This window comes from Solirubrobacter phytolaccae (genome assembly GCF_027587195.1).
GTDB classification, from domain to species: domain Bacteria; phylum Actinomycetota; class Thermoleophilia; order Solirubrobacterales; family Solirubrobacteraceae; genus Solirubrobacter; species Solirubrobacter phytolaccae.
Window position 1 is genome coordinate 1 of record NZ_JAPDDP010000002.1, and the last position, 23,049, is coordinate 23,049.

General features: G+C 71.6%; 24 protein-coding genes and 3 tRNA genes. 17 read left to right on the forward strand and 10 right to left on the reverse strand.

Features of this window, described 5'->3' with window-relative positions; translation table 11 throughout:
* Nucleotides 1-1,170, reverse strand: a 1,170-nt coding sequence (locus OJ997_RS00895; protein WP_270023105.1) for an AAA family ATPase, incomplete at its 3' end; no start/stop codon positions are given.
* A 36-nt stretch (nucleotides 1,171-1,206) separates the two neighbouring features.
* Here OJ997_RS00895 and OJ997_RS37275 point away from each other — a divergent pair.
* Nucleotides 1,207-3,954, forward strand: coding sequence for a helix-turn-helix transcriptional regulator (locus OJ997_RS37275; protein ID WP_270023106.1), 2,748 nt, complete (start codon nucleotides 1,207-1,209; stop codon nucleotides 3,952-3,954).
* Between the two features lie 65 nt (nucleotides 3,955-4,019).
* Nucleotides 4,020-4,706, forward strand: a complete 687-nt coding sequence (locus OJ997_RS00905) for a hypothetical protein (RefSeq protein ID WP_270023107.1) — start codon at nucleotides 4,020-4,022, stop codon at nucleotides 4,704-4,706.
* Nucleotides 4,707-4,718: 12 nt separating this feature from the next.
* Here the strand turns inward: OJ997_RS00905 and OJ997_RS00910 are convergent, their stop codons facing one another.
* A complete protein-coding gene (locus OJ997_RS00910) occupies nucleotides 4,719-5,168 on the reverse strand; it encodes a carboxymuconolactone decarboxylase family protein (RefSeq protein WP_372517858.1) in 450 nt (149 codons plus the stop codon).
* A 95-nt stretch (nucleotides 5,169-5,263) separates the two neighbouring features.
* Between OJ997_RS00910 and OJ997_RS00915 the strand changes: the two genes are divergently transcribed.
* The gene (locus OJ997_RS00915; protein WP_270023109.1) at nucleotides 5,264-6,112 is read left to right on the forward strand and encodes a sigma-70 family RNA polymerase sigma factor; all 849 of its coding nucleotides are present in this window, start codon (nucleotides 5,264-5,266) and stop codon (nucleotides 6,110-6,112) included.
* Here the strand turns inward: OJ997_RS00915 and OJ997_RS00920 are convergent.
* Complete coding sequence (locus tag OJ997_RS00920) at nucleotides 6,109-6,804, reverse strand: hypothetical protein (RefSeq protein WP_270023110.1); 696 nt, start codon at nucleotides 6,802-6,804, stop codon at nucleotides 6,109-6,111. The genes OJ997_RS00915 and OJ997_RS00920 overlap by 4 nt on opposite strands.
* Nucleotides 6,805-7,013: 209 nt before the next feature.
* Nucleotides 7,014-8,423, reverse strand: a complete 1,410-nt coding sequence (locus OJ997_RS00925) for a DHA2 family efflux MFS transporter permease subunit (RefSeq protein WP_270023111.1) — start codon at nucleotides 8,421-8,423, stop codon at nucleotides 7,014-7,016.
* Nucleotides 8,424-8,481: 58 nt separating this feature from the next.
* Here OJ997_RS00925 and OJ997_RS00930 point away from each other — a divergent pair, with 58 nt between their 5' ends.
* Nucleotides 8,482-9,066 (forward strand): TetR/AcrR family transcriptional regulator, encoded by a 585-nt coding sequence (locus OJ997_RS00930; RefSeq protein ID WP_270023112.1) that lies wholly within the window; start codon nucleotides 8,482-8,484, stop codon nucleotides 9,064-9,066.
* Here OJ997_RS00930 and OJ997_RS00935 read toward each other — a convergent pair.
* Together OJ997_RS00935 and OJ997_RS00940 are read right to left on the reverse strand one after the other, a co-directional pair.
* Nucleotides 9,063-9,455, reverse strand: a complete 393-nt coding sequence (locus OJ997_RS00935) for an arsenate-mycothiol transferase ArsC (RefSeq protein ID WP_270023113.1) — start codon at nucleotides 9,453-9,455, stop codon at nucleotides 9,063-9,065. The genes OJ997_RS00930 and OJ997_RS00935 overlap by 4 nt on opposite strands.
* Nucleotides 9,452-10,108 (reverse strand): aquaporin, encoded by a 657-nt coding sequence (locus tag OJ997_RS00940; protein WP_270023114.1) that lies wholly within the window; start codon nucleotides 10,106-10,108, stop codon nucleotides 9,452-9,454. Before OJ997_RS00940 ends, OJ997_RS00935 begins: the two co-directional genes overlap by 4 nt.
* A gap of 54 nt (nucleotides 10,109-10,162) precedes the next feature.
* On the opposite strand from OJ997_RS00940, the gene OJ997_RS00945 reads away from it, so the two are divergent.
* The 8 genes from OJ997_RS00945 to OJ997_RS00980 all read left to right on the forward strand — a co-directional run bounded on the left by OJ997_RS00945 (nucleotide 10,163) and on the right by OJ997_RS00980 (nucleotide 16,825).
* Nucleotides 10,163-10,516 carry an ArsR/SmtB family transcription factor gene (locus OJ997_RS00945; RefSeq protein WP_270023115.1) on the forward strand — a complete coding sequence of 118 codons (354 nt, stop codon included), beginning with the start codon at nucleotides 10,163-10,165 and terminating at the stop codon, nucleotides 10,514-10,516.
* Complete coding sequence (gene arsM / locus OJ997_RS00950) at nucleotides 10,504-11,277, forward strand: arsenite methyltransferase (protein WP_270023116.1); 774 nt, start codon at nucleotides 10,504-10,506, stop codon at nucleotides 11,275-11,277. Before OJ997_RS00945 ends, arsM begins: the two co-directional genes overlap by 13 nt.
* Before the next feature lie 10 nt (nucleotides 11,278-11,287).
* Nucleotides 11,288-11,626: a zinc ribbon domain-containing protein YjdM gene (locus tag OJ997_RS00955; protein WP_270023117.1), complete on the forward strand. Its 339-nt coding sequence runs from the start codon at nucleotides 11,288-11,290 to the stop codon at nucleotides 11,624-11,626.
* 55 nt (nucleotides 11,627-11,681) lie between these two features.
* A complete protein-coding gene (locus OJ997_RS00960) occupies nucleotides 11,682-13,223 on the forward strand; it encodes an arylsulfatase (RefSeq protein WP_270023118.1) in 1,542 nt (513 codons plus the stop codon).
* Nucleotides 13,220-14,116 (forward strand): HAD family hydrolase, encoded by an 897-nt coding sequence (locus OJ997_RS00965; protein WP_270023119.1) that lies wholly within the window; start codon nucleotides 13,220-13,222, stop codon nucleotides 14,114-14,116. Before OJ997_RS00960 ends, OJ997_RS00965 begins: the two co-directional genes overlap by 4 nt.
* Nucleotides 14,113-14,955, forward strand: coding sequence for a formylglycine-generating enzyme family protein (locus tag OJ997_RS00970; protein ID WP_270023120.1), 843 nt, complete (start codon nucleotides 14,113-14,115; stop codon nucleotides 14,953-14,955). Before OJ997_RS00965 ends, OJ997_RS00970 begins: the two co-directional genes overlap by 4 nt.
* Before the next feature lie 28 nt (nucleotides 14,956-14,983).
* Nucleotides 14,984-16,033, forward strand: coding sequence for a type IV toxin-antitoxin system AbiEi family antitoxin (locus tag OJ997_RS00975; protein ID WP_270023121.1), 1,050 nt, complete (start codon nucleotides 14,984-14,986; stop codon nucleotides 16,031-16,033).
* 354 nt (nucleotides 16,034-16,387) lie between these two features.
* Nucleotides 16,388-16,825, forward strand: coding sequence for a nucleotidyl transferase AbiEii/AbiGii toxin family protein (locus OJ997_RS00980; RefSeq protein WP_270023122.1), 438 nt, complete (start codon nucleotides 16,388-16,390; stop codon nucleotides 16,823-16,825).
* Nucleotides 16,826-16,864: 39 nt separating this feature from the next.
* On the opposite strand, the gene OJ997_RS00985 is transcribed toward OJ997_RS00980, so the two are convergent.
* A tRNA-Arg gene (locus OJ997_RS00985) sits at nucleotides 16,865-16,938 on the reverse strand.
* Nucleotides 16,916-17,503: a cupin domain-containing protein gene (locus tag OJ997_RS00990; RefSeq protein ID WP_270023123.1), complete on the reverse strand. Its 588-nt coding sequence runs from the start codon at nucleotides 17,501-17,503 to the stop codon at nucleotides 16,916-16,918. Before OJ997_RS00990 ends, OJ997_RS00985 begins: the two co-directional genes overlap by 23 nt.
* A gap of 67 nt (nucleotides 17,504-17,570) precedes the next feature.
* Here OJ997_RS00990 and OJ997_RS37280 point away from each other — a divergent pair, with 67 nt between their 5' ends.
* Nucleotides 17,571-18,143, forward strand: a complete 573-nt coding sequence (locus OJ997_RS37280) for a TetR-like C-terminal domain-containing protein (protein WP_270023124.1) — start codon at nucleotides 17,571-17,573, stop codon at nucleotides 18,141-18,143.
* A gap of 28 nt (nucleotides 18,144-18,171) precedes the next feature.
* Nucleotides 18,172-18,885 (forward strand): hypothetical protein, encoded by a 714-nt coding sequence (locus OJ997_RS01000; protein ID WP_270023125.1) that lies wholly within the window; start codon nucleotides 18,172-18,174, stop codon nucleotides 18,883-18,885.
* Nucleotides 18,886-18,923: 38 nt separating this feature from the next.
* On the opposite strand, the gene OJ997_RS01005 is transcribed toward OJ997_RS01000, so the two are convergent.
* Both OJ997_RS01005 and OJ997_RS01010 read right to left on the reverse strand, forming a co-directional pair.
* Nucleotides 18,924-19,013, reverse strand: a tRNA-Ser gene (locus tag OJ997_RS01005).
* A gap of 28 nt (nucleotides 19,014-19,041) precedes the next feature.
* Nucleotides 19,042-20,103, reverse strand: a complete 1,062-nt coding sequence (locus OJ997_RS01010) for a rod shape-determining protein (RefSeq protein WP_270023126.1) — start codon at nucleotides 20,101-20,103, stop codon at nucleotides 19,042-19,044.
* 68 nt (nucleotides 20,104-20,171) lie between these two features.
* Here OJ997_RS01010 and OJ997_RS01015 point away from each other — a divergent pair.
* The 3 genes from OJ997_RS01015 to OJ997_RS01025 all read left to right on the forward strand — a co-directional run bounded on the left by OJ997_RS01015 (nucleotide 20,172) and on the right by OJ997_RS01025 (nucleotide 22,978).
* Nucleotides 20,172-20,258: transfer RNA gene (locus tag OJ997_RS01015), tRNA-Ser, on the forward strand.
* A 23-nt stretch (nucleotides 20,259-20,281) separates the two neighbouring features.
* On the forward strand, nucleotides 20,282-20,890 hold the full coding sequence (locus OJ997_RS01020; protein ID WP_270023127.1) for an MgtC/SapB family protein: 609 nt from the start codon (nucleotides 20,282-20,284) through the stop codon (nucleotides 20,888-20,890).
* Between the two features lie 129 nt (nucleotides 20,891-21,019).
* Nucleotides 21,020-22,978, forward strand: coding sequence for a hypothetical protein (locus OJ997_RS01025; protein WP_270023128.1), 1,959 nt, complete (start codon nucleotides 21,020-21,022; stop codon nucleotides 22,976-22,978).
* Nucleotides 22,979-23,049 lie beyond the last annotated feature (71 nt).

Genomic DNA, 23,049 nt, shown 5'->3' on the forward strand with positions numbered 1-23,049 from the left:
CGCCGCGCGGAGCGCCTCGACCGCCCACGGGTCACCGGCCGGCGCCGCCGCGAGCAGCTGCGCGCCGATCGCCTCGTCCGCGCCGCCCGCGGCCGCCAGCATGCGCGCCGCGCGCCAGTGCAGCGCGGAGCGGTCCGGGACGCTGTCGTAGACGGCCGCGCGCACGATCGGGTGGACGAAGCTCAGGCCGTCGCTCTCCACCACGACCTCCGCCGCCAGCAGGGTGCGCAGCGCAGGCACGGCGTCGTCGAGGTCGGCGAGCTCCGCGGCCGCCCGCAGCGAGGCGCCGTCGCCGAGCACGGCCAGCGCGCGGGCGAGTGCCGTGGCCGCGGTCGGCATGCGCGCGATCCGGACAAGCACGACGGTTGCGACGCCCTGCGGGCCGAGCGCCTCGATCCGCGTGGCCTCGGCGGCCGTCGGCGCGATCCGCAGCGCCGTCAGCTCCCGCAGCAGCTCGCTCAGCAGCAGCGGGTTGCCCTGCGTCGCCCGCTCGCACGCGCGCACGAACGCGGCCTCGGCGTCCGCGGCCAGCGCGTCCGTGAGCAGCCGGCCGACCGACGCCCCGCTGAGCGGGCGCGGGCGCAGCACCTCCGCGGTGGGGTCGGCGACGAGCTGCGTCAGCGCGGGCTGGGAGTGCTCGCCGATCGGCCGCGTCGCGACGAGCAGCAGCACGGGCGTCGCCTCGATCCGGCGCGCGAGGAACCCGAGGAACTGGAGCGAGGGCTCGTCGGACCACTGCGCGTCGTCGACGCTGATCACGAGCGGGCGGTCGTCGCAGAGGTTCGCGGTCAGCCAGTACAGGCCGTGCAGGCGTTGGAAGACGGCGTCGTCACCGACCGCCGCCGGGGCCTGCGCCGCCGTGAACATCGCGCCCGCCAGCCCGGCCGCACCGGCAAGCCAGCGCTCGCGCTCCTCCGGCGAGGCCTGATGCAGCACGGGCTCGAACAGCTGGCGCACGACGCCGAAGCCGAACCCCGCCTCGAGCTCGCTCGCGCGGGCGTGCAGCCGCCGCAGGCCGTCCTCGCGCGCACGCTCGTGCGTGGCACGCAGCAGGCTCGTCTTGCCGAGCCCGCCCGCCGCCTCGAGCACGACCAGCGCGCCCGCGCCGCCCTGGACCCGCGCGAGCGCCTCCGCCAGCGCCCGTTCCTCCCCACTCCGCTCCAGTAGCACCAGACAGGTGATCCTACGCGCGCTTATGATCGACGCGTGATCGAGCGCGACTCCGAGCTCGCGGCGGTGCGCGACACACTCGACCGAGCCTCGGCGGGCGACGGGTCGCTCGTGCTGATCGAGGGCCCGCCGGGCAGCGGCCGCACGTGCCTGCTCGACGCCACCCGCACCGAGGCGCGCGAGCGCGGGATGACGGTCCTCACGGCGCGCGCGAGCGAGCTCGAGCAGACGTTCGCGTTCGGCGTGATCCGCCAGCTGTTCGAGCGGGAGCTGCTCGGCGCGTCCGCGGACCGGCGCGCGGAGCTGCTGTCGGGCGCGGCGGGGCTGGCCGCCCCGGCGATCGGGCTCGACGGCACCGCGCCCGCCGTGGTCGACGCGCCGTTCTCGATCCTGCACGGCCTGCACTGGCTGACCGCGGCCTTCGAGCCGGTGCTCGTCGCCGTCGACGACGTCCACTGGGCGGACCAGGCGAGCCTGCGCGCGCTGCTGTACATCGCGGCGCGGCTCGAGGGGCAGTCGATCGCGATCGTCGTCACCGCGCGCACGGGGCCGGCCCCGCTCCTCGACGAGCTCACCGTCGCGGCCCGACAGGTCCTGCGACCCGCACCTCTCTCCCGCGCCGGGGTCGCGGCGTTCCTGGGCGAGGAGCCGGACTCCGAGCTCGTCGCCGCGGCGGAGCGCGCGACGGGCGGCACGCCGTTCCTGCTCTCCGAGCTCGCGCGGGCGCTGCCGGCCGACCCCGCCGACATCGAGCGGCTGGGCTCCCGCGCGCTGACGGCGTCCGTGCTGCTGCGGCTCAGCCGACTGCCTGCGCACGCCACCGCCGTCGCCCGCGCGGTCGCGCTCCTCGACGGCCACGCCGAGCTGCACCACGTGGCGACGCTCGCAAACCTCGACGACGCGCGGCCGAGCGTCGCGGCGCTCGTCGAAGCCGGCTTCCTGCGCCCCGGCCGCCCGCTCGCGTTCGCGCAGACGATGGTGCGCGAGTGCGTGCTCGAAGGGCTCACGGAGGCCGAGCGCGCCGGCCTGCACGCGCGGGCCGCGGGCCTGCTGCGCGACGCCGGCCTGCGCGCGGACGTGCTCGCCCCGCACCTGCTGGCCGCGGAGCCCGGCGGGGACGCGGAGGTCGTGCGCCTGCTCCGCGCGGCGTCGGCGCGCGCGATGCGCCAGGGCGCCCCCGAGCTCGCGCGCACGTACCTGCGCCGCGCGCTGCGCGAACCGCCCGCGGCAGACGCCATGGCCGCCGTCCTCAGCGAGCTGGGCGAGGCCGAGTGGTCCTGCGGCGACGACCTCGAAGCCGCGACCGAGCACCTGCGCGAAGCGCTCGCCCGCACGGAGGACCCGGCGCTGCGCCCAGCGCGTGCGCTCGCGCTGCACCAAGCCGTGTTCGTCTCCGGCCGCCTAGTCGAGGCCTACGAGCTGCTGGAGGGGGAGATCGACCGCCTGACGGGTGTCGTCGACCCCGAGGACGTGTGGCGGCTGGAGGCGGCGCTGTCCTCGATCGGGCTGCTGAACCCGGTGACGGTCGGCCGCGCGAACGCGCGCCTCGCCCGCTTCGAGAGCCTCTCCGGCGACACGCCCGGGGAGCTGCTCCAGCTCGCGAACGTCGCGTGCTGGAAGTGGGCGGCGGGGACCGCCGCGGAGACGGTCGAGCACGGCCGCCGGGCGCTCGCCGCCGCGCGCGTGCAGGCCGCGGACGCCGCGGACTCGATCCCGATCTACGAGGCGCTGTGGGTGCTCACCTACGCCGACGCGCACGAGCTGGTGCTGTCGGTGCTCGAGGACACGCTCACCGACGCGCGGGCCCGCGGGTCGGTCTTCGGCATCTCGACCTCGTGCGCGCTGCGCGCCCTGATCGCCTGGCAGCGCGGGGACGTGACGCTCGCCGAGCAGGAGGCGCGCACGGCCGCGGGGCTGCCCGGGTTGTCGGACTTCGTGCGTCCGCCGCTGTTCGGGACGCTCGCACTCGCACTCGTCGCGCGCGGTGATCTCGAAGGGGCCGAGGCGGCGATCGGGGAGAGCGGCTGCGGCCCGGCGCTCCCGCAGTTCGTGTGCCTGAACCCCGCGTTCTACGCGCGCGGCGTGCTGCGGGCGGCGCAGGGCCGTGTCGACGAAGCGCTCGCGGACTTCACCGAGTTCGGCGAGCGCTCCGCACGGATCAACCTGCGCAACCCCGGCGACCCGTGGCGATTGGGCGCGGCCGAGTGCCTCCTGCGCCAGGGCGGCGAGGTGGAGGCGCGGCGGCTCGTGGACGAGCAGGTCGAGCTCGCCCGGCGCTGGGGGACCGCGTCCGCGCTCGGCATCGCGCTGCACGGGCAGGCGCTCGCGTGCGGGACCGACGTCCGGCTGCTCGGCGCCGCGGCGGCCGTGCTGGAGGAGTCCCCGGCGCGGCTGGACCACGCGCGCTGCCTGGTCGACCTCGGCGCGGCGCTGCGGCGGGCGAACCAGCGCTCCTCGGCGCGTGAGCCGTTGCGGGAAGGACTCGAGCTCGCCCGCCGGTGCGGCGCCGACGCGCTCGCTCAGCGCGCCCACGACGAGCTGGTCGTGGCCGGCGGCCGGCCACGCCGACTGATGTTCAGCGGCCCGGAGGCGCTGACGCCTAGCGAGCGGCGCGTGGCCGAGCTGGCCGGCGACGGGCTGAGCAGCCGCGAGATCGCGCAGCAGCTGTTCGTGACCACCAAGACGGTCGACAACCACCTCGCCCGCGTGTATGGCAAGCTCGGGATCTCGACGCGCGGGAAGCTCGCGGAGGCGCTGCGGGAGACCGCGGAAGAACTCGCGTAAGGCGGCGCGCGTCCGGCGCGTCTTAGGGAGCAAGTCCACTCTCTCTTCCCCGGAGGCTCCCCACCATGCTTCGTCCCTCTCCCGCCATGGTCGTCGCCGTCGTCGCGCTCGTCGCCTCGCTCGGCGGCACGTCCTACGCCGCCGCGACGCTCGCCAAGAACAGCGTCGGCAGCCCGCAGCTGAAGACCGGCGCCGTCAAGACCGCCGACCTCGGTGCCAACGCGGTGACCGCGGCCAAGGTCAAGAACGGCTCGCTCCTGGCCGCCGACTTCAAGGCCGGCCAGCTGCCCGCCGGCCCGGCGGGCGTGGCCGGCCCCGCGGGTCCCGCCGGCCCGGCCGGCGCCACCGGTCCCGCGGGTCCGGCCGGTCCGATCGGCCCGAGCACCGCGCTGCTCGCCGAGAAGGACACGCACAACGTCGGCATTTCGGCCGTCTCGCACACGGTCCTGACCCAGACGCTCGCGGCCGGCGACTACACGTTCCTGGTGTCCGCCGGCCTCGAGAACACGAGCGGCTCCGCGGGTGAGTTCACGTGCGCGATCATCGAGCCGATCGGCAACGACTTCACTGCCACGCTCGGCGAGGTCGTGGTCACGCTCGAGGACAACGAGAAGGCGGGGGTCAGCATCGTCGGCGCGACGCACACCGACGGCGCGACGGTCGAGCTCAACTGCGACTCCACCGGCGGCGGCCAGTTCGCCACGGTCACCGAGCCGCGGCTGATCTCGACGCGGGTCGGCTCGGTCGGCTGATCCGGGCGGGGGTCACCACGCGCCGGCGACCTGGCGCGTGGCCGCGTTGACCCGGTTCCAGACGTTGATCTGGGCGATGTCGAGCACGAGCGCGGCCCGCTGCGGCTCGTCGAAGTGCTCGCTGACCTCGTCCCAGAGCTCGTCCGGAACCGGGTCCGCGGTGTCCGCCAGCCGCGTCAGCGCCTCGGTCAGCGCGAACGCCGCGCGCTCCGCGTCGGTGAAGTAGGGCGAGTCGCGCCAGGCGCCGACGGCGAACACGCGCTCCTCGCTCTCGCCGCCCTTGCGCGCGCCCTTGGCGTGCATGTCCACGCACACGCTGCAGCCGTTGATCTGGCTGGCGCGGAGGTGGATCAGCTCACGCGAGATCGGCAGGCGGGCGCGGCTGATCGCCGTGTTGAGCGCCTGCAGGGCGTCGAGCGCGCCGTCGGTCGAGACGGCGGGGTTGGCCTGGCGGGCGGTCAGGGTCGTGGTCGACATCGTGAGCTCCTTGTCACGTCGGTCGGTTGGCGTCGGTCAACACCTCGACCAACCGAATCGCGAGGATGTGACAGAACCCGATGAACGAGCTCTTCGAGCAGCACCGCCAGCAGTTGCACGCCGTCGCCTTCCGCATCCTCGGCTCCCGCTCGGAAGCCGACGACGCGCTGCAGGAAGCCTGGCTCCGCGTCAGTCGCTCCGGCATGGACGGCGTCGAGAACTCCGCCGCGTGGCTCACCACGGTCGTCTCCCGCGTGTGCCTGACGATGCTCGACAGCCGCAAGCGCCGCCGCGAGGAGGACGGCCACCTGCCCGACATGATCGTCACCCGTGTCGACGAGGCGGCGCCGGACCCGGAACGCGAGGCGCTGCTCGCCGACGCGGTCGGCAGCGCGCTGACGATCGTGCTTGACACGCTCTCGCCGGCCGAGCGGATCGCGTTCGTCCTGCACGACCTGTTCGGCCTGCCGTTCGACGACATCGCCCGCGTGCTCGACCGGTCCCCCGACGCCGCGCGTCAGCTGGCGAGCCGCGCGCGGCGCCGCGTCCGGGGCGGCGACCCCGAGACGGCGGGTGCGGACCGCGCGGTCGTCAACGCGTTCCTCGCGGCGGCGCGCGGCGGGTCGCTCGAAGACCTGCTCGCGCTCCTCGATCCGGAGATCGTCCTGCGCGCCGACTTCGGCACGGGCGTCCTGCACGTCCGCTCGGGTCCGGAGTCGGTGGCCGCCGGCGCCCGTGCGATCGGCCCGACCCGCGCACTCCCGGAGCCGATCCTCGCCGACGGCCTCCCCGCGGTGCTCGTCTACGCGGACGGCGCGCCGGAGCGGATCATGCGCTTCACGCTACGCGCCGGCCGGATCGCCGCGATCGACGTGCTGGCCGAGCCGTCACGGGTCGCGCGGCTCGTCGGTCAGGCTTGGAGCGGCTAGGTGCGCTTCGCCGGCGCTGTCTCTTCCACGTACCCGAACTCCGGATCCACCCGAAAGACGGTCACGCCCGCTTCTGCCAGCTGATCCCGCGCTTCGGGCATGACGATCGCCGTGCCCTGGAGCACGATGCCTCTTCGCGAGGTCGCGTCGAGGCCGATCGGATCCCGTGCGAGGATCGCGCCGACGTGGCTTGGACGAAGGATCGCGATCGCGGGTCGGATCTCGACGACGAGCCGATCGACGTGGTCGTCGTCTTGCCGCACCGCAACCATGTCCGCGCGGACATCGCCGCGACGCTCCTCGATCCGCTGGATCGAGTACCCCTGCGCTTGGAGCCAGGAGGCGAAGTACGACTTCAGGTTGGCTTCGACACGATCGCGCTCCATCAGGGCTTGGCGGATCGCAGGCCGTGACGGCGCGGTCGCTTCGCCCGCGGGAAGCGCCAGACGCTGAACCTGTTCGATCGCGCGCGCCTTGGTCTCGTCGGGCGTGTCTCCTTCCTCGGTAGCCGTGCCCTCGATGATGTCCACGACCTGAGCGAGGTCGACACCCTCCTTACCGACGCGGATCACCCGGCTGTAGAAGGCCGCTGCCGCGATCAACGCGAACCCCGCGACCGCAAACGCCGTCGCCACCGCTTCGGTCGTCTCGGCAACGGCGATCGTCCACGCCGCGATCGCGGCGATCGTCAAGAGCCACGCTCCGTGCTTCTCCGGCGCCGAGAGCGTCGAGCGATTGACGGTGCGGTGGCTCGGCGGTGGGGGAGACTCCGGCGGAACCTCTGCGGGCAATGGTTCCTGACTGGACTGGTCTGACATACCGTGTCGCTTCGATCCCGTGCGAGCTTCCCCTTTTTGGCCGCAACGCTCCAAGTCAGCGGAATGGCCGTCAGCGCTCGACGCTACGCCGCCGCCCGGCGACTAGGCAGGAGCAGCGCCGGGATCAGCGCCACGCCGGCCAGGCCGACCGTCCACCAGAAGGTCGTGGCGAACGCCGCGGTGGCGTCGGCCTCGCCGGCGAGCGCGTGCTGGAGGATCACGGCGAGGACGGCGGTGCCGAGCGAGCCGCCGATCTGCTGGATGATCCGCATCGAGGCGGTCGCGCGCGGGATCTCGGCGCGGGAGATGTCGGCGTAGAACGCGGTCATGGTCGGCACGATCGCCAAGCCGAGGCCGGCGCCGCGGACGAACAACGCGGCCCCGAGCAACAGCTCGCTCGTCCCCGTCTCGACCAGCGCGTAGGGAAGCGTCGAGAGCGTGCCCAGGGCGAGGCCGGTCAGCACGAGGATGCGGGGCGCGATCCGGTCGCTCAGGCGGCCGGCGATCACGAGCGCGATCATCGTGCCCGCGCCCTGCGGTGCGAGCAGCAGGCCGGCCTGCAGCGCGCTGCGGTCGCGCGCGACCTGCTCGAACAGCGGCAGCAGGAACATCGCGCCGAACAGCGAGCCGCCGAGCGCGAACATCAGGCCGGTCGAGGCGGCGAAGGAACGGACCTTCAGCAGGCGGACGTCGATGATCGGGACGTTGCTGGTGCGCAGCGCGTGGACGACGAAGCCGGTCAGGAGCGCGAGGCCGATGCCCAGCGGGACGAGCACGCTCGACGCCCCGAAGCCGCCGGCGTCACCCGCCTGTGAGAGCCCGTAGACGATCCCCGCGAGCGCGGGTGAGAGCAGCGCCAGGCCCGTGAAGTCCAGGCGCGACCGCGTGTTCTCGTGGCGCGTGTCCGGCATCCAGCGCCAGGCCAGGGCGAGCGCGACCAGGCAGACCGGCACGTTCACGAAGAAGATCCAGCGCCAGCTCGCGCCGTCGACGATCAGGCCGCCGACCACCGGGCCGAGGATCGGGCCGAGCTGCGCGGGGATCGCGACGATCGCCATCGCGCGCCCGATCCGCTTCGGTCCCGCCGCCTGGGCGAGGATCGACTGCATCAGCGGCACCAGCATCCCGCCGCCGAGGCCCTGCACGACCCGGAACGCGATCAGGCTCTCCGCCGACCACGCGAGGCCGCACAGCACCGAGCCGCCGAGGAAGCCGGTGAGCGAGAACATCCACATCCGCCGCCCGCCGAACCGGTCGACCGCCCAGCCGGTCAGCGGGATCGCCACCGTCAGCGCCAGCAGGTAGCCCGTGGACACCCACTGGATGGTCGAGAGCGTGGTGCCGAGCTCGTCGCCCAGCCGGTCGATCGCCACGGCGACGATCGTGGTGTCGAGGATCGCGGCGATCGCGCCCAGCAGCAGGACCGCCGAGAGCCGCAGCAGCTCGGGGGTCAGGCCCGTCTCGTCTTCGTGCGTCATCGGAACAGCGCTCATGGCGATACACCGTATCGCAAGAACGATACGGCGTATCGGCGAGGTACGATGAGCCCGCATGCCGACCGCCTCCAGCCGCAGCGAGCGTCCGGCCTTGACCCGCGACGCGATCGTGGCCAAGGCGGTCGAGATCGCCGACGCGGAAGGGCTCGACGCGGTCTCCATCCGGCGCCTGGCCGCCGACCTCCCGGCGCGGCCGATGAGCCTCTACAACCACATCACCGACAAGCAGGAGCTCGTCGGCCTGATGCTCGACCGGATCATCGACGAGGGCCTGATCGGCGACGCGCTCTCCCCCGACTGGCGCGAGGCGATGCGCCAGATCGCCCGCTCCGCCCGCGCCGCCGCCGAGCGCCACCCCTGGCTCACGATCGGCCTCGGCGCCACCCGCGCGCAGCGCGAGAGCTTCCACCGCCATCACGAGGAGTCGCTGCGCGCGCTCGCCGGCCTCCGCGCGTCCGACGCCGACAAGCGCCGCCTGCTGCTCGCGGTCGACTCCTTCACCTGGGGCCACGTCGCGATGGAAGCCGCCCGCCGCTCCGAGGCCCTGGCCGCCATGCAGATCCCGGATGACGGCTTCGAAGTCGGCCTGGAGTGGATCCTCGCGGGCGCCGCCGCGGCGCTCGGCGAGCCGCCCCTTTAGAGCTCGTCCAGCAGCGCGCGGACCCGCGCGCTGATCTCGTCGCGCGTTGCCCGGACCTCGTCGAGCGGGCGGCCCTTCGGGTCGGGGAGGTCCCAGTCGACGTAGCGCTTGCCCGGGATGTACGGGCACGTGTCGCCGCAGCCCATGGTCACGACGAGGTCAGCCCGCGCCGCCAACTCGTGCGTGAGCCGCTGCGGGCGGCGATCGGCGATGTCGACGCCGAGCTCGGCCATGGCGGCCACGACCTCGGGATGGACATGCCCCTCGGGGTCGGCGACGCTGCCGGCGGACTCCGCCGTGTGACGGCCGGCGGCGGCGTGCTCGAACAGCGCCTGGCTCATCTGCGAGCGGCCGGCGTTGTGGAGGCAGACGAACAGGACGTGGCTCATGGATAGAGGGCTCGGATCAGGCCGAGCGCCAAGCCGGCGCCGGCGAGTTGGGCGAGGATGAACGTCGGGACCGAGGCCGGGGCGATGCCGGCGAACGTGTCCGAGAGCGTGCGGCCGATCGTGATCGCGGGGTTGGCGAAGCTGGTCGAGCTGGTGAACCAGTAGGCCGCGCCGATGTAGGCGCCGACCGCGGCGGGGACGGTCGCGAGCCGGCTTGTGCGGGCGAGGCTGAAGATCACCAGCAGCAGCCCCGCGGTCGCGACGACCTCGGCGAGCAGGTGCGGCCCGCTCGCGCGGTGGTGCTCGGAGACGCTGATCGCGGCGAGGCCGAACATGCCGTTCGCGAGCACCGCGCCGGACGCGCAGCCCACGATCTGCACGGGGATGTACGCGGCGACGTCACGCCAGGGCCTGCCGCCGAGCGCCGCGTCGACGAGCGAGACGACCGGATTGAAGTGCGCGCCCGAGACCGGGCCGAAGATCAGGATCAGCGCGTACAGGCCCGCGGCGGTCGCGGCCGCGTTCTCGAGCAGCTGCAGCCCGACGTCGTCGGACAGCCGCTGGGCGGCGATCCCCGACCCGATCACGAGCGCGGCCAGTAGCGCGCTGCCGAGGAACTCGGCGAGCAGGCGTCTCGGAAGCGGCGCGGTCACGGGTTGGAGCCTATTCCATTGACAAACGTCACTTCAATAGGTAGTTGTAAATAGATGGCTGTCGATCTGGAGCTCGCACCGAAGACCAAGCGCCCGGCGGGTGAGCCGTGCTGCGAGCCGGTCGTCTATCCCGACATCGACCGCGAACGTGCCGCGCGTATGGCCGAAGTGGCGAAGGCGCTCGGTGACCCGGTCCGCCTCCAGCTCGTGGACGTCCTGCGCAAGCACGCCGGCAAGGTCTGCGTCTGCGAGCTCGTGCCGCTGTTCGACATCTCCCAGCCCACCCTCTCGCACCACCTCAAGAAGCTCCGCGACGCGGGCATCGTGGACAGCGAGCGCCGCGGGCTGTGGGCCTACTACTACGTCCTCCCCGACGCACTGCAGGAGCTGACCGCATGGCTGAGCTGACCAACCCCGACGAGCTGCGCGAGACCGTTCGTGCCCGGTACGCCGCCGCGGCGGTCGCCACCACCTCCACGGAGGGCGGCGGCTGTTGCGGGCCCGACGCAGCCGTGATCACCGACGAGCAGGCCGAGCTGTTCGGCCGCGGGCTGTACGCCGACGGCGACCAGGAGGAGCTCCCGGAAGCGGCGCTCATCGCCTCGCTCGGCTGCGGCAACCCGACCGCGATGGCCGACCTGCGCGACGGCATGACCGTCCTCGACCTCGGCTCCGGCGGCGGCATCGACGTGCTCCTCTCCGCCCGTCGTGTCGCGCCGTCCGGCACCGCCTACGGGCTCGACATGACCGACGAGATGCTCGCGCTCGCCCGGGCCAACCAAGCGAAGTCCGGCGTCACCAACGTGCACTGGCTCAAGGGCCAGATCGAAGCGATCCCGCTCCCGGCCGAGAGCGTCGACGTCGTCCTCTCCAACTGCGTCGTCAACCTCTCCACCGACAAGCCCACGGTGCTGCGCGAGGCCGCCCGTGTGCTGAAGCCCGGCGGCGCCTTCGCCATCTCGGACGTGATCGCCGACCCCGACATGGACGCCGCCACCCGCGAGGACATGCAGCAGTACGTCGGCTGCATCGCGGGCGCGCTGACGCGGGACGAGTTCGAGCGCTACCTCGCCGACGCGGGCTTGGTCGACATCGAGATCACCGAGACGCACCGCGTGCACGAGTCCGCCGGTTCCGCGATCATCAAGGCGCGCAAGCCGCCGCTCTAGGATCGGCCGGATGTCCGAGCCGGTCTGCCCTTCCTGTGCCAGCGAGCACACCTACGAGCTCAACGGTCTCCTCGTGTGCTCCATGTGCGCCCACGAGTGGTCGCCGGACGCCGAGACCGAGGCCGAGCCGGTCATCCGCGACGCCGTCGGCAACGTGCTCGCCGACGGCGACACGGTGACGGTCGTCAAGGCGCTCAAGGTCAAGGGCAGCGCGAGCGGCATCAAGGCCGGCACGAAGGTCCGCAACATCCGGCTCGTCAACGGCGTCGGCGACCACGACATCGATTGCAAGGTCGACGGCATCGGCCCGATGCAGCTCAAGTCGAGCGTCGTCAAGAAGCTGTCGTAGCGCTCACCCCTCAGGGGTGAGGTGATGTCACCCGCTGCGGCGTGAGGCTGCGGCGATGGCCGAAGACAAGCCGAACATCCTCGTGATCTGGGGCGACGACATCGGGATCACGAACCTCAGTTGCTACAGCGACGGGCTGATGGGTTACCGCACGCCCAACATCGACCGGATCGCGGACGAGGGGATGCGATTCACCGACTCCTATGGCGAGCAGAGCTGCACCGCCGGGCGCTCGTCCTTCATCACCGGGCAGAGCGTGTACCGGACGGGGCTGAGCAAGGTCGGGATGCCCGGCGTCGACGTCGGCCTGCAGGCGGAGGACGTGACGATCGCGGAGCTGCTCAAGCCGCTGGGCTACGCGACCGGGCAGTTCGGCAAGAACCACCTCGGCGACCTGAACAAGTTCCTGCCGACCGCGCACGGGTTCGACGAGTTCTTCGGCAACCTCTACCACCTCAACGCGGAGGAGGAGCCCGAGGCGGCGAACTGGCCGTCGAAGGAGGAGTTCCCCGAGTTCAACCGGCGCTTCCGCCCGCGTGGCGTCATCCACTCGTGGGCGACCGAGGACGACGACGCGACCGAGGACGCGCGCTTCGGCCGCGTCGGCCGTCAGCGCATCGAGGACACCGGGCCGCTCACCAAGAAGCGGATGGAGACGATCGACGACGAGGTGCTCGAGGTCGCCCAGGACTTCATCGGCCGCCAAGCCGCGGACGGCGCGCCGTTCTTCGTCTGGTTCAACACGACCCACATGCACTTCCGGACGCACACGAAGCCGGAGAGCCTCGGCCAGGCGGGGCGCTGGCAGTCGCCGTACCACGACACGATGATCGACCACGACCAGGTCGTCGGCGCGTTGCTGGACCAGCTCGACGAGCTCGGCCTGGCCGACAACACGATCGTCGTCTACAGCACCGACAACGGGCCGCACATGAACACGTGGCCCGACGCGGGCATGACGCCGTTCCGGAGCGAGAAGAACACCAACTGGGAGGGCGCGTTCCGCATTCCCGAGCTAATCCGCTGGCCCGGCAAGATCGCCGCCGGCGTCGTCTCGAACGAGATCGTCCAGCACCACGACTGGCTGCCGACGTTCCTGTCCGCCGCCGGCGATCCCGGGGTCGCGGACAAGCTCAAGGCCGGCCACACGATCGGCGACACGACCTTCAAGGTCCACATCGACGGCTACGACCTGCTGCCGTACCTGACCGGCGCGGCCGAGCACTCCCCGCGCAAGGGGGTCGTCTACTTCTCCGACGACGGCGACGTGCTCGCGCTCCGGTTCGACAACTGGAAGGTCGTCTTCATGGAGCAGCGCTGTCCCGGCACGCTGCAGGTGTGGGCGGAGCCGTTCGTGAATCTGCGCGTGCCCAAGCTCTACAACCTGCGCACGGACCCGTTCGAGCGCGCCGACATCACCTCGAACACCTACTACGACTGGCTCTTCGACAACGACTACCTGCTCCTCGCGGCCACCCAGCTGGTCGCGCAGTTCCTGCAGACGTTCACGGAGTTCCCGCCACGCCAGAAGGCCGCCAGCTTCACGATCGACCAGGTCGTGGAGAAGCTCGAGTCGGTCATCACGTCCGGGCGATGAGCCTCGCCTCCTGGAACGACGGCGCCGCACGCTCCGCGATCCTCGCCTACCTGGACGGGATCGCGGACGTCGACGCAGCCGACCGTGTGGCGGTCGTCGACAACGACGGCACGCTGTGGTGTGAGAAGCCCGCGTACATCCAGGCGTTCTTCCTGCTCGCGCGCCTGCACGAGCAGGCGGCGGCGGACCCCGAGCTGGCGAGCAGCCCCGTGGTGCAGGCGTTGCTCGCCAACGACCTCGCGGGGGCGGCTTCGCACGGGATGGGCGAGGTCGTGCGGGTGCTGATGAACACGCACGCGGACCTGACCACCGAGGAGTTCGACGTCGCCGTCGCGCACTGGCTCGCGGACTTCCGCCACCCGCGCTTCGGCTCGGGGTTCACCGGGCTCGTCTACGCGCCGATGCTCGAGCTGCTCGACCTGCTGCGCGAGCACGGGTTCCGCGTGTTCATCGTGACCGGCGGCGGGGTCGACTTCGTGCGCCCGGTCGCGCGGCAGCTCTACGGCGTGCAGCCGGACGACGTCGTCGGCTCCGCCGTGGAGGTCGAGTTCACGCGCCGCGACGGCCAGGTGGTGCTGTCGCGGACCGCGAAGCTCGCCGGTTCCCCGAACGAGGGTCCGCCGAAGGTGGTCAACATCCACGCCCGCATCGGCCGCCGGCCGCTCGTGGCGATCGGCAACAGCGCGGGCGACCGCGAGATGCTCGAGTACGCGCACACCGGGCCGCTCCCGTCGCTGTGCCTGGTCGTGGATCACGACGACGAGGCGCGCGAGTACAAGTACGGCGGCGAGGCGCTGACCAACCCCGACGCCGAGCCGATCGCGACGACGGCCGAGCGCTTCGGCTGGACCACGATCAGCATGCGCGACGACTGGACCCGCGTCTTCGCGTGAAGCCGATCTCCGCGACGACGTTCCGGATGGGCTCGGACGTCCACTACCCCGACGAGGCGCCCGCGCGTGCGGTGACCGTGGGTGCGTTCTCGATTGCCGCGCATGCCGTCACGAACCGCGAGTACGCCGCGTTCGTGGCGGCGACCGGCTACCTGACCGTGGCCGAGCGCCCGCTCGACCCCTCCGACTTCCCGGGTGCTCCGGTCGAGAACCTGCAGCCGGGCTCGATGGTGTTCGTCGGCGCGCCCGGCCCGGTGGACCTCCGCCACCTCAGCCAGTGGTGGGCCTGGACGCCGGGCGCGTCCTGGCGGCATCCTCTCGGCCCGACGTCGTCGCTCGACGGCCTGTCCGACCACCCCGTCGTGCACGTGGCCTACGAGGACGCGGATGCGTACGCGTCGTGGGCGGGACTGCGGTTGCCGACCGAGGCCGAGTGGGAGTGCGCCGCCCGCGGAGGCCTCGACGGCGCCGCCTACACCTGGGGCGACGAGCCCGAGCTTGCCGGCGAGCGCCGCGCGAACTACTGGCACGGCGACTTCCCCTGGCGCCCAGAGCCCGGCTACGGCACCACCGCGCCGGTCGGCTCCTTCTCGCCCAACGCTTTCGGCCTCTTCGACATGGCCGGCAACGTCTGGGAGTGGACCAGCGACTGGTACGGCGGCTCGCAGGACGCGAGCCTCGACCCCGGCCAGCCCCAGTTCGCCGTCCCGCGCAAAGTCGTCAAGGGCGGCTCGTTCCTCTGTGCCGACACCTACTGCCTGCGCTACCGCCCGGCCGCCCGCCGACCGCAGATGATCGACACGGGCATGAGCCACGTCGGCTTCCGCTGCGCCGTGTAGTTCCTGCGTATAATGCATACCTGCAGCAATGTCGCAGGTAGATCATTTCGCCAAGAGCTCAGGTCTCGCATTCGAACGCGAGGCCGCGCGTCGCATTCCGGAGCTGTTGGCGGATCTCCTCGACGAGCCGGTAAGTCGCTTCGAGCACGCGCCCGACGGCGGCGTGGATGTCGTCGCCCGAGACGACCGCGATCGCGTCTGGGCCTTCCAGGTGAAGAACAGCGGTGGCCCCGGCGCGGTGACCAGCGCGAGCGAGCGGCTGGCAGCCGCACCCGATGCGATCCCGGTGCTCGTGGTCCCCTACATGACCCCCGCGGGCGCGCGGACCGCGGCCGAGCGGAACATCAACTGGCTGGACCTTGCCGGGAACGCGAGCATCCGTGCCGAGAACCTGTACCTCTCGCGCGAGGGCCGGCCGAGTGTCTTCAAGACGCCGGGGCGACCGTCATCTCCCTTCGCGCCGAAGAGCGCCCGGATTACCCGCGCGCTCCTCCAGGACCCACGGCGCTGGTGGCGCCAGAAGGGCCTCGCCGAGGTCACGGGGCTGGATGACGGAAGCGTGTCGCGGACCGTTCGGCGGCTCGATCAGGAGCAGCTGCTGGAGCGAGATGGGCACACGCTTCGCCCCGCCGATCCCGACACTTTGCTCGACGCCTGGACCGACGCGTATCGCTTCGACGCCCACGACGTCATCGTCGGCCACGCGTCCGGCTCCGGCATCGAGCTCACCCGAGACCTCAGCCAGCGATTGCGCGAGCTCGGCATTGCCCACGCCGCGACCGGCCTTCCGGCCGCCTGGCTTCTAGACCGGTTCGCGACGTTTCGGATAAGCACGATCTACGTCGACGGCGATCCACGCGACGCAGCGGATCGTCTGGAGATCCGGCGCAACGAGCGCGGCGCCAACGTCCAGCTCGTCGGCCCGAACGACGCGGCCGTCATGGCGTTCCGGCGTGAGATCGACGGTGTGCCGATCGTGTCACCGGTTCAGGCCTACCTGGACCTCCGCGCGCTGCCCGAGCGAGCATCAGAAGCTGCGGAGCACCTGCGCGAACAGCGACTCCTGTGGCCGGAGTGAACGAGCCCAAGCCGCGCACGCGCGCCGGCTACACGCCGGCCGACCTCGAGCTGGTCCGAGCCACCTGCCTGACCGTCGCGGTCACCCTCGGCGAGCCACGGCTGGACGACATCTGCATCGTCGGCGGCCTCGTCCCGAACTTGCTGATCGACCAGCGCCTCGGAGCCGAGACCGACACCGGCGCCGGCCACCCCGGGACGACGGACCTCGACCTCGGCCTGAAGATCGCCCTCCTCGACAACAAGGCGTACGCCGAGATCAGCGAGCGACTGCGTCGCGAGGGCTTCGGCCCCGCTCGAGGACGGACCAGCCGTCGCAAAGGTCCAGCCGCTCGAAGGCGACTTCGGCGCTTTTATGATCCCGGGGATCGAGCTGACCGCCGACGAGCGAATCCCCGTGGAGCTCAGTGGACTGACGCTCAAGGGCGAACGCGCGAGGCGGACGGTGCCGGTGTGTGGTCCCGGCGCCTACACGGTGCTCAAGGCGCTCGCCTTCCACGATCGAGCTGAGCCCAAGGACGCGTTCGACCTCGTCTACGTCCTCCGCCGCTGGCCCGAAGGTAAAACGGACATCGCCCAGCGTTTGGCGCAGCACGCACAGCAGCACACTGACGTCGACAACCGCGCGATCGAAGCCCTGCGTACCGACTTCCGCGACACCGAGCATCTCGGCCCGATGCGCGCCGCTGAGTTCGAGACGCTGGACGAGCGATATCTCGACGAAGCCATCGCGGACGCGCACGGCCACGTCGACGACCTTCTGACCTCTTGCTCGAGGGCTGGCCTCTCGTAGAACGACGAAAGCCCCGCTTTCGCGAGGCTTTCAGTTCAGCGCGCCCGAGAGGATTCGAACCTCTGACCTTCGGTTCCGTAGACCGACGCTCTATCCAGCTGAGCTACGGGCGCTGGTCGCGCTGCGGCGGAGGAGTTTAGCGTCCGCAGCCGGGCGCACGGGGTCGGGGGCGTCGGAGTAGCGCTCGTAGCGGCCGAAGAGGCGGCCGAGGAAGGCCTGAATCGGCAACACGAAGCGGCGCACAGGCGCCGGAATCGCCGTCAAAGCGAACTCGGAGCGGTAGCGGGTGAGCAGGAACGCGGCGTCCCACGGACCGGGGCGGCCGCCGTGACCGCGCGCGGACTCGTACACCGCGCCCAGGAAGTACTCGAAGTTCAGCGCCGGGAAGACCTCGCCGGCAAGGCGCAAGGGTTCGTCGCCCGCGTTCCAGAAGCGGTGCTCGACACCCGGCGCGAACGAGATCATCTCGCCGGCGCGCAGGACGCGGTCGTCCTCGCCCGCCACGGACACCCCCATCAGGCCCGACTCGACGCGCATGGTCTCGGTCTGAAGGTGGTGGATATGCATCGGCGGGCCGGCGCCGATGTCGACGACGGACTCGCACAGGAGCCGGTCGCCGTCGCGGCCCAGGAAGGTCAGGCGCTCGCCGTGCCAGTTGTCGATCGTTCGCGGGTACATTCGAATCCTTTCGCTACGCTGCGTTTCGAAACGCAAGGTATCGGAATGACCGAATAGCGTGCAAGTGGTGCCAGCCACACCAAAGCGGGGACGCCCGCTCGACCCGGAGGTCGACGCCGCGATCGTGGCGGCGGCGACGGCGATGTTCCTCGAGGGCGGGCTGCAGCGGATGACGGTGCCGGGCGTGGCCGCCGCGGCGGGCGTGGCCAAGACGACCGTGTACCGGCGCTACGCGACGCCGGCGCAGCTGGCGCTGGCGGCGATCGGTCGGCTGAACGCGGACGCCTCCGACCCGGACACGGGCAGCGCCAGGACGGATCTGATCGCCACGCTGGAGGCGGTCCGGCAGCGGATCGACCCGACGGTCACGGCGACCGTGCTGGTGGAGGCGCAGACGCATCCGGAGATCCTCGAGCTCGCGCGCCGCCAGATGATCATCCCCGCGGTCGAGCGCTTCCGGCGCATCCTTCGCAAGGGGGTCGAGACCGGAGAGCTCAAACGAGGCTTGGACGCCGACCTCGCCGCCGACGCCGTCCTCGGCAGCTTCTTCATGCGCTTCTACGAGCGGGGAAGACCGGGCCCCGACTGGCCGCGACAGGTCGTGGACAGCCTCTACCCCGGCCTCACCGAACAGGGTTGAAGCGGGGGCGCCGGGGAACAAGGTCTGCATGTTCCGATTGGCCGCCCCGCTGCTCGCGTTCGCGTCACTCTTGCTACCCGCCGCGTCCGCGCACGCCGACGCGATCTCCGTCGCTGTGGCACCGGACCCGGTGGTCGGCGTCGAGTTCCCGATCACCGCGACCTGGGCGTCCGCGTCGAACGGGTCACCGTTCGTCGGCGTCACCGTCAAGCCGACGGGCGCCGGCTGCGCTGCGAACTTCTACGCCGACTTCAAGTACGGGACCGAGGGCGGAACGGGCGAGGACGCGATCTGGACGGAGATCACGGGTCCGACCGGCACCGAGACCGGCGGCCACCAAGTGGCTGCTCCCGGGTCGTACACGATCTGCGCCTACCTGCAGGACTCCGAGCGGAGCAAGACGCCGTACGCGCTCACCGGGCCGGTGCTGTTCAACGTCCGCGCGGCCGACGCCGCACCCGTGCCCCCTCCGGCCCCGGACCCGTGCCCGCCCGCGCGGGTCGCGCTCGAGCAGGCGAACCAGGCCGCGACGCTCGCGCAGACCTATGTGACGCGCTTCCGCACCGCCGCCAAGCGGTACGAGCGGCTCGCCAAGCGCGCGGACGGGGTTAGACGAACGCGCCTGGAGCGCCAGGCGAAGCTCGCCAAGCAGCGCTACCGGAAAGCCGTTCAGCTTCGTGCCAAGGCCCGGACCGCGCGCTCCCAGGCGCAGGCGCTGGTCGCGGCCAGCTGCCCCGCCTAGAAACAGAAACGCCCCGCACTGAGCGGGGCGTTGGCCGACGGACAGGGCGGGATTCGAACCCGCGATGGAGCTATAAACCCCATACTCGCTTAGCAGGCGAGTGCCTTCAGCCACTCGGCCACCTGTCCCGGTCCGCGGAGTGTAGAGGGCCGAGCGTCAGCTCGCGCGATTGCGACGTCCGCGGGGCATCGCATCCAGTTCGTCAAGCGACATTCCGGCACCCGTCGCGACGCACGCCAGCGGGTCGTCCGCCACCCGGACGGGCATGCCCGTCTCGCGCGCCACGCGGTCGTCGAAGCCGCGCAGGAGCGAGCCTCCGCCGGCCAGCAGCACGCCTTCCGTGGTGATGTCCGCCGCCAGCTCGGGCGGCGTCTCCTCCAGGGTCGCGTGGATCGCGGCCATGATGTCAGCGAGCGGCGAGGCGATCGCTTGGCGGACCTCCTCCGACGTGAGCACGATCTCGCGCGGGAGGCCGGACGCAAGATCGCGCCCACGGATCGACGTCTTGATCTCCTCGCGAAGCGGAATGGCGCTGCCGGCAGCCAGCTTGATCGCCTCGGCGGACTGCGAGCCGATCGCCATCCGGTGCTCGAGGCGGATGTGGTTGGTGATCGCGTCGTCGAGGTCGTAGCCGCCGACCCGCAGCGACTTCGCGACCACGAGGCCGCCGAGCGAGATGATCGCGACCTCGCTCGTTCCACCGCCGATGTCGACGACCATCCGGCCCTTGGGCTCGGCGATGTCCACGCCCGCGCCGATCGCCGCGGCGAGGGACTCCTCGATCAGGTGGACCTCACGCGCACCGGACGACAGCGACGCCTCTTCGACCGCGCGCCGCTCGACCTCCGTGATGCCCGACGGCGCGCAGATGACCATGCGCGGGCGGGCGAAGCGCGAATGCAAGACCTTTCCCACGAACTGGCGGAGCATCGCCTCCGTGACCTCGAAGTCGGCGATCACCCCGTGACGCAGCGGACGGTCGGCCGAGATGGTCGCGGGCGTGCGTCCGATCATCCGCTGGGCGTCCGCGCCGACCGCGTGCACCTCGCCGGTGCGCTGGTCGATCGCGACCACGGATGGCTCTGACAGGACGATTCCGCGCCCACGCACGTACACGACCGTGTTGGCCGTGCCGAGGTCGATCGCGACGTCACCACCGGACCGCAGCCGGCCCACGTGACGCCGACGACCGGTGCCGAACAGTCCGTTCAAGGGCATCTGGGCGCTCACTCAAGCAGACGGAGCGGCGATGCCCTCCGAAAGTTGGGCGTACGCTAGAGGGGTTCGGAGGGGTGGCAGAGTGGTCGATCGCGCTGGTCTTGAAAACCAGAGTCCGTGAAAGCGGACCGTGGGTTCGAATCCCACCCCCTCCGCTCAGCGCCTTGACGAGATCTGTATGCCGGCGGGCGCGATCGTCACGTGGCCTTTGCGCGCGCGTCCCAGAGTGAGACGTATGAACACGATCTCGCTCCTCGACATCACCCTGCGGCTCGCGTTGGTGGTGGTCCTGTGCGGCGCGATCGGCCTTGAGCGTGAGACGCGCGACCAGCCCGCCGGGGTGCGTACGCACGTGCTCGTGGGCATGGGCGCGGCGGTCTTCACGCTGATCTCGGCCTACGGCTTCTCCGACTTCGCGCAGCCCGGCGCGCCGATCGACCCGACGCGGATCGCCGCGCAGGTGGTGACCGGCGTCGGCTTTCTCGGGGCCGGCGCGATCATCCACCAGGGCATGGCCGTGCGAGGGCTCACGACCGCAGCCGCAGTGTGGATCTCGGCCGCGATCGGCATGGCCGCCGGCATCGGCTTCTACTCGCTCGCACTCGCGGGCACCGCGCTCGTCCTGGTCGCGCTGATCATCTTTCGCCACATCCGCACGTGGCTGCTGCGCCACGCCCGGTCGGTCCGGCCGCTGTCTGAATCGCGAGCCCAGCCGGCGAAGAAGTTGGCATCCGTCGATCGAACAGACTTCCTCCTCCAATCGGAGGACCAGCGGTCTCGGGCATGACGTCCGCCCTCGAAGGTGGCACCGCCGCGGTCGACAGCCCGGAGTAGGAACGCTCACCAAAGGAGGTGGGTGCTGGGAAAAGGAAACCTCTTGCTCAATCGAATCGCCGTGCCGCGCGCCGTGCGCCGCTTGGCCCTACCGATGATCGCCGCGCTCGCCGTCGCTCCCGCGACCGCGCACGCCACGATCCCCACCAACCTCGCCACGGGCGGTGTGACCGCTTCGGGCAGCGCGCTGACGATCGGCGTGTCCGGTGCTTCCGGCACCGACGGCGCCATCCAAGCCGGCTTCACGAACGCCAGCGAGCCGCTGTTCTGGGGTGTCGACACGACCTCCATGAACGACCAGACGGCCGCGTACTTCTCGCTGAACACGCCGAGCGGCCTGTACTCGCCGCAGCCGTACACGATGGACAACCAGCCGTTCACGCAGCTGTCGGCGCCGGTGAAGACCGGCACGGGCACGGCGGGCGACCCGTTCGTGATCACGAGCCGGTTCCGCGCGACGGCGGACCTCGACATCACGCAGACCGTCACGCACGTGAGCGGCACGACACGCCTGACCGCCGCGTGGGCGATCCACAACTCCGCCGGCTCCTCGGTGAACATGCAGGTGTTCGAAGGTGCCGACCTGTACGTGAACGGCAACGACAACGGCACGGGCACGAGCTCCGGCTCACAGCCGAACCGGATGATCGGCAGCGTCGCGTCCGACGGCTCGGTCGCGTACTTGGTCGAGCAGGCCTCCAAGCCGTGGTCGCACTTCTACAGCGGCATGAACTCGCAGTTCTACGAGACGTCCAGCGACTCGTCGTACGGCTACCTCTCCGACACCATCGACCCGACCCTGCAGGACTCGGGCATGGCCGTCGAATGGGACGACACGCTTGCCGCGGGCGCGACGAAGACGTACACGGTCCAGTGGTACTTCACCGCTCCCCCCGCCCCGGCGGCCCCGGTCATCACGAGCGGCGCGCCCGCCGAGGGCACCACGGTGCAGGCCCGCACCGCGACCCCGGCCTTCACCTACGCGCCCGGCAACGCCAACCTCTCGGTCGCATACGAGTGCCAGCTCGACAGCGGCGCGTGGAGCGCGTGCAACAACTCGCGCAGCCTCACCGGCCTCGCCGACGGCTCGCACACGTTCAGCGTGCGCGCCCTCAACTCCGCCGGCGTCGCCGGCCCGGCCACGACCCGCACCTGGACCGTCGACGGCACCGCTCCGGGCGCGCCGACGATCGGCAGCAAGCCGGCCGTCAGCACGAGCGCCAACACCGCCAACTTCACCTTCACGGGTGAGGCCGGCGCGACGTTCCGCTGCTCGTTCGACGGTTCCCCTTTCACCACGTGCAGCAGCCCGATCAACCTCGCCGGCCTCACCGACGGCAGCCACACGTTCGCCGTCAAGCAGACGGACGCCGCCGGCAACGCGGGCACGCTGGCCGACAGCTACACCTGGGTGATCGACAGCGCCGTCCCGGCCGCGCCGGGCAACGTCTCCACGCCCGCCGACTCCGAGTCGACGAACGCCACGGTGACCTTCACGCCCGCCAACGGCACGACCGCCGAGTGCTCGCTCGACAACGGCACCTGGACCGCCTGCTCGAGCCCCGTCAACGTGACCGGCCTCGCCGTCGGCGCGCACAGCCTCAAGATCCGCCAGATCAGCGGCACCGGCGTCGTCGGCACCGTTGCGACCACCAGCTGGACCGTCAAGGCGCCGCCCGCGCCGCCGACCACCGGCACGGGTGGCGAGGACACGCCGGCGACCCCGCCGACCCCCACCGATGACGCCCCGGTCGTCGACGACACGCCGCCGGCCAAGCCGACCTGGTGCATCAGCCGCCGCACGATCGACATCACGTTCAAGGTCCCGGCCCGCATCAAGGCCACCGCGATCGAGGTGCTCGTCGAGGGCAAGCGCGTCAACCGCCTCAAGAAGACGGCCCGCGCCGCGAAGATCAGCCTCGTGGGCATGAAGGGCCCGGGCACGGTCAAGGTCAAGATCAACGCCGTCGTCGGGAAGAAGACGGTGCTGCTCGACACCCGCACCTACAAGACCTGCACGCCCGCGGGGGGCGACGACTAGGCACACGCGCAGCCCGGCGGGCGCCCCCCGCGGGGGGGCGCCGGTGGTGCGGGAGCGGCGCGGCGGTGCGC